At 70.5% G+C, this 11,931-nt stretch carries 10 protein-coding genes and 1 tRNA gene; 4 read left to right on the forward strand and 7 right to left on the reverse strand.

Features of this window, described 5'->3' with window-relative positions:
* The 7 genes from FHP29_RS22245 to FHP29_RS14570 all read right to left on the reverse strand — a co-directional run.
* A partial coding sequence (locus FHP29_RS22245) for a protein kinase domain-containing protein (protein ID WP_205014167.1) occupies positions 1 to 533 on the reverse strand: 533 nt, incomplete at its 3' end.
* 83 nt (positions 534 to 616) lie between these two features.
* Positions 617 to 2,176: a serine/threonine-protein kinase gene (locus FHP29_RS22250; RefSeq protein ID WP_205014131.1), complete on the reverse strand. Its 1,560-nt coding sequence runs from the start codon at positions 2,174 to 2,176 to the stop codon at positions 617 to 619.
* 7 nt (positions 2,177 to 2,183) lie between these two features.
* The gene (locus FHP29_RS14550) at positions 2,184 to 3,716 is read right to left on the reverse strand and encodes a peptidoglycan D,D-transpeptidase FtsI family protein (RefSeq protein ID WP_139623577.1); all 1,533 of its coding nucleotides are present in this window, start codon (positions 3,714 to 3,716) and stop codon (positions 2,184 to 2,186) included.
* Entirely contained in the window at positions 3,713 to 5,101 is a 1,389-nt protein-coding gene (locus FHP29_RS14555; protein ID WP_139623578.1) for an FtsW/RodA/SpoVE family cell cycle protein, read from the reverse strand. The genes FHP29_RS14550 and FHP29_RS14555 overlap by 4 nt, the downstream gene beginning before the upstream one ends.
* A gap of 11 nt (positions 5,102 to 5,112) precedes the next feature.
* Entirely contained in the window at positions 5,113 to 6,558 is a 1,446-nt protein-coding gene (locus FHP29_RS14560) for a PP2C family protein-serine/threonine phosphatase (RefSeq protein ID WP_139623579.1), read from the reverse strand.
* A complete protein-coding gene (locus FHP29_RS14565; RefSeq protein WP_139623580.1) occupies positions 6,559 to 7,023 on the reverse strand; it encodes an FHA domain-containing protein FhaB/FipA in 465 nt (154 codons plus the stop codon). It abuts the gene before it with no gap.
* Entirely contained in the window at positions 7,016 to 7,765 is a 750-nt protein-coding gene (locus FHP29_RS14570) for an FhaA domain-containing protein (protein ID WP_139623581.1), read from the reverse strand. Before FHP29_RS14570 ends, FHP29_RS14565 begins: the two co-directional genes overlap by 8 nt.
* A gap of 191 nt (positions 7,766 to 7,956) precedes the next feature.
* Between FHP29_RS14570 and FHP29_RS14575 the strand changes: the two genes are divergently transcribed.
* From FHP29_RS14575 to FHP29_RS14590, 4 genes are all read left to right on the forward strand, one after another.
* A tRNA-Leu gene (locus FHP29_RS14575) sits at positions 7,957 to 8,040 on the forward strand.
* Positions 8,041 to 8,514: 474 nt separating this feature from the next.
* Entirely contained in the window at positions 8,515 to 9,150 is a 636-nt protein-coding gene (locus FHP29_RS14580) for a TetR/AcrR family transcriptional regulator (protein ID WP_139623582.1), read from the forward strand.
* Between the two features lie 312 nt (positions 9,151 to 9,462).
* Positions 9,463 to 11,031, forward strand: coding sequence for an AMP-binding protein (locus FHP29_RS14585; RefSeq protein WP_158296578.1), 1,569 nt, complete (start codon positions 9,463 to 9,465; stop codon positions 11,029 to 11,031).
* Between the two features lie 44 nt (positions 11,032 to 11,075).
* Positions 11,076 to 11,931, forward strand: an 856-nt coding sequence (locus tag FHP29_RS14590; RefSeq protein ID WP_158296579.1) for an SMP-30/gluconolactonase/LRE family protein, incomplete at its 3' end; no start/stop codon positions are given.

The raw sequence follows: 11,931 nt of genomic DNA on the forward strand, positions 1-11,931 counted from the left end.
TCGACCGTCTCGCCGCGCGCCTGCTCGGGGGAGAGGTACTGCGCCGTCCCGACGACGGCGGCGGTCTGGGTCATCGACGACTGAGCGTCGCTCATCGCCCGGGCGATGCCGAAGTCCATCACCTTGATGTCGCCCGACGGGGTGAGCATGACGTTGCCGGGCTTGATGTCGCGGTGGATGATCCCGGCGCGGTGGCTGTAGTCGAGCGCCGACAGCACGCCGCTGGTGATCTCCAGGGCGCGCTCGGGCAGGATCTTGCGGCCCTCGCGCAGGATGTCGCGCAGGGTCCGCCCGGCGACGTGCTCCATCACGATGTAGGGGACCACCTCGACCTCGCCGTCGAGGTGGGTGGTGCGCTCCTCGCCGGTGTCGTAGACCGCGACGATCGCGGGGTGGTTGAGCGATGCGGACGACTGGGCCTCCCGGCGGAAGCGCGCCTGGAAGGTCGGGTCGCTGGCGAGGTCGGTGCGCAGCCGCTTGACCGCGACGACCCGGCCGAGCCGGGTGTCGGTGCCCTTGCGGACCTCGGCCATGCCGCCGCGGCCGAGCAGCTCGCCGAGCTCGTAGCGTCCGCCGACGACGGTGCGCTGGGATCCGGGATCGTGGGGAGGAGTCGTCACTGGGCACCACCCGTCAGGTCGGTGGGAGCAGTCGGCAGGGAGATCGAATCGGTCGGCTCGGTCGGCTCCGTGGGCTCGGTGGGCTCCTCGGGCACGGGGCCCCAGTAGAAGACGACCACCGCGTCGCCCTCCTCGAGGGTGCCGTTGCGGGAGAACCGCGACACGGTGCCCTCCGCGCAGCCGCCGTCGTTGGTCCGGGAGTCCTCCTCCCAGGTCACCTTGAGGCCCTCGCCGCGAAGGTCGTCGACGGCCTCGTGGTAGTCGGCGAAGCAGGTGTAGCGCTCCTCGTCGACCTCGACCGTCTTCGGCGCCTCGCTGGTGGGCTCCGTGGTGGGCGTGTCCGTCGGCTCCGACGCCTCGGTGGTGGCAGCCGTCGTGGGCGTCGTCGAGGTGTCCGTGGCCGTCGGCTCGTCGTCGTCGCCGTTGCCGAGCAGCAGGAAGGCGGCCACCACCGCGGCGATCACCAGCGCGATGACCGCGAGCGCGATCGGCCACGGCGAGCGGCGCTCGTCCTCGTCGTCGGCGACGGTGCGGGTCTGTCCGGTGTACGCCGACGGGCTGTCCAGGCGCTGCATCGGCTGCGACGGCGGCGTGGCGGCCGCGCCGGACGGGACGGGCGGGACGGGCACCGGCACCACGCCCGTCAGCACGCGGGTGTGGCCGTCGTCGGACCCGTCGTCCGATCCGGCCGCGGCGGCGACCTCGGGCGAGCGGAGCGCCTCGGCGAAGGCCGCGCCGTCGGCGTACCGCTCCGCGGGGTCCTTGGCGAGCGATCGGCGCACCACCGCGGCCAGCGGGCCCGGGATGCTCGGCGGGAGCGGCGGCACCGGCTGCTGGAGGTGGGCGAGCGCGGTGGCGATCGGCGTCTCCGCCTCGAACGGGCGGCGCCCGGCCAGGCACTCGAAGGCCACGACGCCGAGCGAGTAGACGTCGGAGGCGGGCGTCGACGGGTTGCCGCGCGCCTGCTCCGGGCTGAGGTACTGCGGCGTCCCCATCACCGATCCGGTGCGGGTCAGCGCCACGGAGTCGAGGGCGCGGGCGATGCCGAAGTCGGTGATCTTGACCGTGCGGTCGGGGGTGACGAGCAGGTTGGCGGGCTTCACGTCGCGGTGCACGATGCCGGCGCGGTGGGCCACGGCGAGGGCGTCGGCCGCCTGCGCCATCAGGTCCTGCACGACGGCCGGGTCGAGAGTGCGCCCGCTGGCGCGCGCGTTGGACAGCAGGGTTGAGAGGGGCTGGCCGTCGACCAGCTCCATGACGAGGTACGGCGGCAGGTCGGCGGCCGCCGGACCGCCGGGGACGTCGGAGCCGGCGCCGTAGTCGTAGACCCCGGCGATGCCGGGGTGGTGGAGCGCGGCGGCGCTGCGGGCCTCGCCCTCGAACCGGCTGCGGAAGGTGGCGTCGTCGGCGTACTCGGGCTTGAGCACCTTGACGGCGACCGGCCGCCCCAGTCGGGTGTCGGTGCCGCGCCACACCACCCCCATGCCGCCGGTGGCGATCATGGAGTCGAGGCGGTAGCGACCGGCCCGGTCGGCGTACCTGCTCTGCTCGGTCACGAGGTCATCACTTCTTCAGCACCGCTTCCATCACTGCCTTCGCGATCGGACCACCGAGCTGGCCGCCCGCGATCTCGCCGCACGCCCGGTCGGGCGCCTCTTCGATCATCACCGCCACCGCGACCTGGGCGTCCTGCGCCGGCGCGAACGACACGAACCAGGCGTACGGCGGCTTGCCGCCCGCGCTGCACAGGGAGTCGCCGCGCTGGGCGGTGCCGGTCTTGCCGGCCACGTCCACCCCGTCGATCGCGGCCGGCGAGGCCGTGCCGTCGGCGACGGTGGACACGAGCAGGTCGGTCAGCTCGCCGGCGGTCTGCGCGGACACGGCGTGCTCGTTGAGCGTCTCCGGCTCGGTCGTGCGCAGCACGTTGAAGCCCGCGGTCTGCACCTTGTCGACCAGATAGGGCCGCATCAGCGTGCCCTGGTTGGCGATCGCCGCCGTCACCATGGCCATCTGCAGGGGCGTCGACTGGACGGTGTTCTGGCCGATCCCGGTCTGCGCGGTCTCCGCGAGGCTGAGCTCGCGGGTGCCGCCGCCCTCGGAGTCGGGGACGTCGACGCTGGTCGGGTAGACCGACGCGACCTGGCCCTGCAGGTCGAGCAGGGAGGTGTTGTTGAAGCCGAACGCCTCGGCCTGGGCGCGCATCTTCTCCGGGCCGACGTCGACCGCGAGGTGCGCGAAGGTCGTGTTGCACGACCACTCCATCGCGGTCGCGAACTCGATCTTCGCCGGGCTGCACTGGCCCCGGCCGTCGTTGCCGATCTCGTGGGAGGTGCCGGGCGGCTGGTAGGTCGTGCCCGCCGGGACCTGGTCGCCCGCGTGGTACTTGCCGCTCTCGATCGCGGCCGCCGCGGTCACCAGCTTGAACGTCGAGCCGGGGAACAGCCGGGTGCGGATCGCGCGGTTGAGCAGCGGCTCCTGCTCGTCGGCGTCGAGGCTCTTGTAGGCCTGCGACGCCGCCGCGGGGTCGTGGCTGGCCAGCTCGTTGGGGTCGTACGACGGGTAGGAGGCCATCGCCAGCACCTTGCCGGTCTTCGGCTCGATGGCCACGACCGAGCCCTCGCCCTCGGGCCCGAGGGTGTCGCGCAGCCCCTCGAAGGCCGCCTTCTGCGCGGCGGCGTCGAGGGTGAGGACGACATTGCCGCCCTGCGCGGTCTCGCCCTTGAGCAGGTCGACGAGCCGGGTGACGAACAGCTGCGGGTCCGAGCCGGTGAGCACGGCGTTCTGGCTGCGCTCGATCCCGGTCTGGCTGCCGAGCTGGAGATAGCCGGTGACCGGGGCGAACATCCGCGCGCCGGCCGGCGGGTAGACGCGCAGGTACTTGTACCGGTCGTCGACCGGCTTGCTCGTCGCCACCGGCTCGTCGCCGACCATGATCTGGCCGCGCTCGCGGCTGTAGGACGCCTCCGCGACCCGGGCGTTGCGCGGGTCCTTGTTGTAGCTGCCCGACTTCACGAACTGCACGTAGGTCACGTTCGCCATCAGGGCGAGGAACAGGAACATGCAGAAGATGGAGACGGCGCGGATCGGCTTGTTCATCGTTCGGGCACCACCTTCACGATCTGGGTGGCCTGCTCGTCCGGGTCCTCCGCGTCGGGGGCGAGGTCGGGGAGCGGCCGACGGGCCTGGTCGGAGATGCGCAGCAGGATCGCGATGATCACCCAGTTCGCGACGAGGGAGGAGCCGCCGTACGACAGGAACGGCGTGGTCAGACCGGTCAGCGGGATCAGCCGGGTGACGCCGCCGATGACGACGAACACCTGGAGCGCGAAGACCGCGGCGAGGCCGGTCGCGACCAGCTTCCCGAAGCCGTCGCGGGAGATGAGCGCCGCGCGCAGCGCCCGCTCCACGACCAGCCCGTAGAGCAGCAGCACCGCCATCACCGCGGTCAGGCCCAGCTCCTCGCCGATCGCGGCGAGGATGAAGTCGGACTCGACGTAGGGCACCCGCTGCGGCATGCCCTCGCCGAAGCCGCGACCCACGAGCCCGCCCCACGCGAAGCCGTAGAGCGCCTGGACCAGCTGGAAGCCCTTGCCGTCGGCGTCCGCGAACGGGTCCAGCCAGATGTCCACCCGGCTCTGCACGTGGCTGAAGAGGCGGTACGCCGTGGCGGCGCCGCCGAAGAACAGCAGCGCGCCCACCACGAGCCACCCGGGGCGCTCGGTGGCGACGTAGAGCATGACCAGGAACAGGCCGAAGAACAGCAGGCTCGAGCCCAGGTCGCGCTGCAGGACCAGGATGCCGAGGCTGACGACCCACATCATCAGCACCGGGCCCAGGTCGCGGCCGCGGGGCAGGTCGACGAAGACCACGCGGCGGCCGGCCAGGGCGAGCGCGTCGCGGTGGACGACGAGGTAGCCGGCGAAGGTGACGACCAGGAGCAGCTTGGCGATCTCACCGGGCTGGAAGCTGAACGGGCCGAGCGAGATCCAGATCTTCGCGCCGTTGATGGAGGTGCCGAGGCCCGGGATCATCGGCAGGATCAGCAGCACGAGCGCGGCCAGGCCCGAGGTGTAGGTGAACCGCGCCAGCAGCCGGTGGTCGGGCAGCGCGATCAGGGTGCCGACGAAGAGCGCCACCCCGAGGGTCATCCAGGTCAGCTGCTGGCTGGCCAGACCGGTGTCCTTGGCCAGGTCGACGCGGTGGATCACCGCCAGGCCCAGGCCGTTGAGGGCCGCCACGACGGGCAGCAGCACCGGGTCGGCGTACGGCGCGACGATCCGCACCGCGACATGGGCCGCGACGACGAGCAGGGTCAGCCAGCCGCCGTACCCGATGAGGTTGGCCGGGACCTCGCCGTCGACGCCCAACCCGACGGCGGCGTAGGCGCCGATCCCGACGATCAGTGCGAGCACGAGGAGGAAGAGCTCCGCGCCCCGCCGGCGGCGGTGCACGAATCCCATCAGTGCGGAGTTGGTGGGCATGGCAGCCGGCCCTAGCCCGCCGGGGTGAGGGTGGTCAGATCGGCCGCGCCCCCCTCGGTCGGGGTGGAGAACGGGGACGTCGAGTCGGACGGGGTCGGTGCGGACGAGGGTGCCGGGCTCTCCTCCGAGGGCTGGCGGCCGTTGGCGCCGATCCGGGCGATCGCGTCGCGGGCCCGCTCGACGCTGCCGTAGATCATCGCGCCGCTGCGGACCTCCTCCTGCGTGCTCTCCTGCAGGTCCGCGAGCTCGAGGTCGGAGACCTCGTAGACGTCGGAGAGACCGGGCACGTCGACGCCGCGATAGATCACGACGAGCCCGTCGCTCTCCCCGGAGCCCTCGCCGACGTAGTACTTCTGCTGGCTCCACCAGTACGCCGTGCCCAGGGCGATCCAGACGAGGCCGAGCACGATCGCGGCGGCCAGCAGGCGGCGGGTCCACGCGAAGCGCGGCGGCGGCTGGGGGGCGTAGCGCAGGGCCTCGGGGTCGACGATCGGGTCCTCGGGGATCGCGTAGTCGATGCCCTCGGGGATCTCCGCCGTGATCGGCTCGAGCTCGCCGGTGTCGCCCGAGCGGTGGCCGCGGAACAGCCCGCGCGGGCGGCGGCGGCTGAGGTCGCTGGCCGCGCCGACCACCATCGGCTCGGCCGGCGGGCGCTCGGCGGGGTCGACGACGTCGGCGACCACGCAGGTGACGTTGTCGGAGCTGCCGGCATCGAGGCTGGCGCGCACCAGCTCGATCGAGCTGAACTCCGGGGTGCCGTCCGCGAGCAGGGCGGTGATCCGGTCGTTCTCCAGGACGCCGCACGCGCCGTCGCTGCACAGGAACAGCCGGTCCCCGGGGACCAGCTCGAGCGCGAACAGGTCGGGCTCCACGTCGTGCAGTCCGTCGAGGGCCTTGAGGATGAGGTTGCGGTGCGGGTGGACCCGCGCCTCGGCCTCGGTGATCCGGCCCTCGTCGATCAGGCTCTGCACGAAGGTGTGGTCGTTGGTCAGCTGGGACAGCTCGCCGTCGCGCAGCAGATAGGCGCGCGAGTCGCCGATGTGGCCCACCGCGAGCCGCTGTCCGTCGAAGAGCGCCACGGTGGCGGTGGTGCTCGTGCCGTTGAGCGCCGGGTCCTGGTCGACCTGCGCGCCGATGGACTCGTGGGCCTCGTGGAGGCCGTCGTTGACCCGGTCGATCACGTCGACCGAGCCGGGCGCCTCGTCGAGCTGGCGCAGCTCGCTGATCGCCGTACCGGAGGCGATGTCGCCGCGCGCCGCGCCGCCCACGCCGTCGCACACCGCGACCAGCCAGGGACCGGAGTAGCCGGAGTCCTGGTTGTCCTTGCGCACCCGCCCGACGTCGGACACGGCGTACCCGTCGAGCTGGAGCAGCGGACGGGTCGAGGGCAGGGGTACGTCGACGGTGTCGGGCTGCGGGTCGGGCTGCGGGTCGGGCTGCGGGTCGGGCTCCGTCATCTACTTCCTCAGCTCCACGATGGTCTTCCCGATGCGGATCTGCGAGCCGAGTCCCACCGGCACGGCCTGGGTCAGACGCTGGCTGCCGAGGTAGGTGCCGTTGGTGGAGCCGAGGTCCTCGACGTACCACTGGCCGCCGGACTCGACGATCCGGGCGTGGCGGGTGGAGACGTAGTCGTCGTCGAGGCGGATGGCGGCGTCGTTGCCGCGGCCGATCAGGATGGGCGCCTGGGAGAGGTCGGCCACGATGCCGGTGTTGACGCCCTGGACGACCTCGACCTTCGTGGGCTGGCCGCGGCGCGGGGAGGACGGCTTCGGGGGGCGCGGCTGCTTTCCGGGCGAGGCCGGGGCCGGCACGCGGGCGCCGAACATGTCGGAGCGGATCACCGAGATCGCGGAGAGTACGAAGATCCACAGGATCGCGAGATAGGCGATCCGGACGAGGAACAGGGTCAGCTCAGACATCCTCAACCACCTGGCCGGCCTCCTGGAGCAGTCGAAGAACGAGGGACGTGTGCCCGATCTGGACCCGGGAGCCGTCCCCGAGCCGGGCGCGCGCGACCTTCTGGCCGTCGACGCGGATGCCGTTGGTGGAGCCCATGTCGTGCACCTCCACCTGGACCGGTCCGGTGCCGGACGTGCCCGACTCGCCGGCGGGGCTCGTGACGAGGAACTCGGCGTGGCGCCGGCTCACCCCGGGATCGTTGATCCGCAGGTCGGCCTCGCTGCCGCGTCCCACGACCAGCCCGGGCGCCTGCAGCGGGTGCTGGGTGCCGTTGACCTCGAGCACCGCGCGCGTGCGCTGCGTGCTCGAGCGCCGGCTCTGGCCGGTCACCTCCGCCTCGGCCTGGCTGCGGACCCGGAACCGCCCGGTGCCGAGGTCCTCGGCCGACTCGAACACGATCCGGATCGGCCCGGGGAAGACATAGGACTGCAGCTCGGCGTGCTCGGTCAGCTGGGTGGTGAGCTCGTTGGCCAGCGTCGAGTCGTACGGCGCCAGCCGCTCCAGGTCGCTGGACGAGAGCTCCACGACGAAGCTGTTGGGCACCAGCCGTCGCTGCCGGGAGAGCACCTGCGCCTGGTTGTCGAGCTCGCGCTGCAGCGCAGCCGCGATCTCCACCGGCTGCACGGCACTGCGGAAGGTGCGCGCGAACACGCCGGAGATCGCCTGCTCGAGCCGCTGCTCGAACCGCTGCAGTCCGCCCACGTCGCCGCCCTCCTTCCACATGGCTCGCTGTCCGGGCCCCCTGCCCGAAGATCCCCACGATCGTATCGGTGGCTCCTCGCCCGCCCCGGGACCTTCCATCCCGCCCCGCCTGCTCCCCGGCGAGGCGGGCTCGTGGTGTCCCCCCGTTTTGGGTGCCGGATCACGGCTGGGATAGCCTTGCCGGGCATCACGCGCGAGTGGCGGAATAGGCAGACGCGCACGGTTCAGGTCCGTGTGTCCGAAAGGACGTGGGGGTTCAACTCCCCCCTCGCGCACGTGAGAAGCCCCAGGTCTCTGACCTGGGGCTGCACTCATTTCCGCAGTTGACCTGAACGCCCACGGGCGAACGAAGGGTGCACCAGCCTCGACCCGGAGGGGTCTGGCCGTGGCATACGTAGAGAAGCGACGCCGCACCGACAGCGGGATCTCGGCGCGCGTGAAGTGGCGTCTGGGCGGCACCGGTGACGGCGCGATACCGCTCGAGGTCTTCAGCGCTGGCCGATCGGCGAGCGGGCGGTCGAGACGATGACGGCTTCGGGCATGACGACTCCTCGGGTAGCGACCGCTTAGGCAATCGTCTGCCGTGTTTGCGCGAGGTGGCCGCGCTATCCATGGCCCCGGACGGGATACACGGGCGGTATCTCCGTTGCCTCGGGTGACGGTGGAGTCCTTCGAGCAGCGACCAGCAGGGTCTTCGCTGCCCACGGGGAGCTAAGGTGGCTGCCCCTCGGAAGAGTTGGGTTGAGGTGATGGCGAACTACCAGAGCAATCGGCGGAGCACGCAGGAGAAACATCGTGCCCGCCGGGCTGCCATCCTCGACGCCGCCACCGATGTCATGCGTCGCGAGGGGGTCGCTGCGTGCTCGGTTCGCCGAATCGCGAAGGCGGCCGGCGTCAGCCCGTCGGTGATCCACTACTACTTCGCCGACGCTCAGGAGATCGTCGACTTCGGCTACGCGTCCATCACGGACCGGTACTTCGCGCGCCTCGAGGCCGTTCGTGGGACGTTCAGTGATCCCGCAGCAGACTTCTGGCACCTGATCGCGGCCTACACAGAGCCATGGAACGCGCATCCGCGGATGACGTTGCTGTGGTCCGAGTACTACACGATGTCCGGGAACAACCACCGCACCTCGGGCATCGTCGAGAGCTACCAGCGCACGATCGACCTGTTCGCGAACTTCCTCGCTCCCATCGAGGAAGGTCGGTATGTCGGGCGCGCACAGGCTGTGTGGCGTCATCTGACCGGGACGATCGACAGTCGCCTTGCGATACCCATCGGCCTCGACGAGATCTTCGCTGAACTGGCCCTCGTCATCGGCATTCCCGCGCCCGCCGCGGACACGGTCAGGTGCAGTGTCCGAGCGTGTGGGTGTAAGGGCTGACTCCCGAGGCCTTCTGCCTCGCGACCTGAGCGCTGTCGTCCAGTAGGCGAGTTCCCCTTGCGCCCGTTGTCGCGACCGTCTCGATCCCGGACCTTGGGTACGTCGGGCCGGGATGCCGCACGCCGTGAGACACCGGGCACCCGTCGTTCGGACACCCGTCCTGAAAATTTTCCGAAAACTCTGGACGCCTGTCCTGAAAAATGATTATGGTCCACGTCACAACGCGCAGTCCGTTTGACACCAGAGCTCGACGAGCGGGCATCGCCAGGCCGCCACGACCGCCTCCGGTCGCGGCCCGTGAGAGGAGCAGCGGTGGACGTAACGACGACTATCCTTCGCCACGTCGGTGCAGGCGCTGGGTCCAGCAAGGCGCTGTCGTTCGAGGATCAGACGACCTGGACCTACGACGACCTGGCGCAGCAGGTGTTCCGGCACGCCAATGCCCTGCTGGAGCTGGGTGTGGGGCGCGGTGACCGGGTCGGGATCCTCCTCAAGAACAGCCTGGAGTACTGGGCGGCCTACTTGGCGATCGGCCGGATCGGCGCGGTGTCGGTGCGCCTCAACTGGCGACTCGCGCCGAAGGAGCTCGAGTATGCGTTGACGGACTCCGAGGCGAGCTGCTTGTTCGTCCACGATGACCTGCTGGCCACGTACGGCGAGATCCTCGCCGATCACACCGGAGTCCGGGACGTGATAGTCGTCGGCGACAGCGCCGCGCCGCTCGAGCGCGCAGGTGTCCACTCACACGCCGAGCTGATCGCCGCGGCGTCCGCCGAGGAGCCGGATGTCGAACGGCCGTCCTACGACGACCCGTGCATGATCATGTACACGTCAGGAACGACCGGTTTCCCGAAGGGCGCACGCTGGACCCACGGGAACACGCTGTGGTTCAGCGCCATGCAGTCGTCCTACTGGACGTTCAATGCCCAGACAGTCCACTTCTCCAGCGGTCCGATGTTCCACGTCGGAGGGTTCGAGGACTGGTGCCTGCCCACCCTGACCGGAGGGGGACATGTCGCCTTCCTCGCCTCGGGAGCCTTCGACATCGGCCGGGCATGCGAGATCGCCCGCCACCACGGCGCTACCTCGGCCGGCCTGCTGCCGACGATGATCTACGCGCTCCTCGCCCTTCCGGACGTCAGCGGAGAGATCCTCGCAGGTGTCGACGTCGTCTACACAGGCGGATCGCCGATCCTGCGCGATGCTGTCGACCGCCTCCGAGACCTGTTCCCGAACTTAGCCCTCCAGCAGGTTTACGGGCTCACCGAGGGCGGCGCGATCGCGACCGTCATGGACCCTGCCCACCTCGACGAGCACCTGATGAGCGTGGGCCGTCCGCTGCCGTACGCAGAGGTCAGGGTCGCGCGACTCGACGACGAGAGCGTCGACGCAGCGCCTGACGAGGACGGCCACCTGTGGGTCCGCAGCCCAGCGGTGTGCGGCATGTACCACAACAAGTCCGAAGCAACGGAGGAGACCTTCGTCGACGGCTGGTGCCGGACCGGAGACCTCGCGCGGATCACCCCGGACCGTTTCGTCTACATCACCGGTCGCGTGAAGGACATGATCATCAGCGGCGGCGAGAACATCTATCCGGTCGAGCTCGAGAACGTCCTCAGCACGCACCCGGACGTCAACGACGTTGCCGTGATCGGCGTTCCCGACCCGAAGTGGGGCGAGACGCCCTGCGCCGTCGTTGTGCGACGCCCTGGCTCCGATCCCAGCGGCAGTGAGCTGATCGCGCACGTCGCGGCGAACCTCGCCGGTTACAAGAAGCCGAAGTACGTCACCTTCGTCGAGGAGTTGCCACGCAATGCGGCCGGCAAGGTCCTCAAGACGCAGCTTCGGGAGCAATTCGAGTCGCCGGCCGCGCGCCAATGAAGCTGACCCGTTCCAAGCAGACCACATCAGAGGAGAACCAACCCATGACGGACTTCGCAGAAGTCGCCTCCGGCTTCGCCTTCACGGAGGGACCCTGTGTCGACGCGAACGGCACCCTGCATGTCGTCGAGCTCGCCAACCGTTGCGTGTCCCGGATCGTCGACGGCCAGCGCGTGGTGCTCGCCGAGCTCGGCGGCTCACCCAACGGTGCTGCCTTCGGACCGGACGGTGATCTTTACATCGCCAACGGTGGAGGCAACTGGGGGCCCAACGCGTCGACCAGGGACATTCCTGGTCGCGGTGACGCCGGAAGCTACATCCAGCGGGTGAACGCCGACGGGTGGAGCCGCACGATCTTGGCACAGATCGACGGGAAGCCGCTGAACTCGCCCAACGACCTGTGCTTCGACGCCGACGGGGGACTCTACTTCACCGATCCGCTCTGGCCGCCCCTGAGCGACGACGGCGACACGCGCGATGTCTCGCGACTGGCCGGCGGCGACGTGGGATACCTCGGCCCGGACGGGGATGCCCGGCGCCTGCACTCCGGTCTGATGTTCCCCAACGGCATCTGCCTGACACCTGACGGCAGCACGCTGCTCGTCGACGAGACCGGTACCGGGCTGGTCCACGCGTTCCCGCTCACCGGGCCCGGGGCCGTCGGCGACCCGACTGTCTACGCCGACCTCGGCCCCACCAGCGGCCCTGACGGCATGTGCTTCGACTCGGCGGGGCGCCTCCTCGTCGCGGGTCACGGCAGTCATCATGTCTTCGTCGTGGCTCCGGGCGGCGGCGAGGTCGTCGACAAGCTCACCTTCGACGACCCCGAGGTCAGCAATGTCTGCTTCGGCGGCCCTGAGAGCAAGACGCTGTTCGTGACGCTCGCGCGCACCGGACGAG

Source organism: Nocardioides albidus, assembly GCF_006335005.1.
GTDB classification, from domain to species: domain Bacteria; phylum Actinomycetota; class Actinomycetes; order Propionibacteriales; family Nocardioidaceae; genus Nocardioides; species Nocardioides albidus.

Excerpts from the sequence above, each read along its gene's own strand:
- FHP29_RS14550 (WP_139623577.1), bottom strand. The coding sequence starts at position 3,716 with ATGAACAAGCCGATCCGCGCCGTCTCCATCTTCTGCATGTTCCTGTTC.
- FHP29_RS14555 (WP_139623578.1), bottom strand. The coding sequence starts at position 5,101 with ATGCCCACCAACTCCGCACTGATGGGATTCGTGCACCGCCGCCGGCGG.
- FHP29_RS14560 (WP_139623579.1), bottom strand. The coding sequence starts at position 6,558 with ATGACGGAGCCCGACCCGCAGCCCGACCCGCAGCCCGACCCGCAGCCC.
- FHP29_RS14565 (WP_139623580.1), bottom strand. The coding sequence starts at position 7,023 with ATGTCTGAGCTGACCCTGTTCCTCGTCCGGATCGCCTATCTCGCGATC.
- FHP29_RS14580 (WP_139623582.1), top strand. The coding sequence starts at position 8,515 with ATGGCGAACTACCAGAGCAATCGGCGGAGCACGCAGGAGAAACATCGT.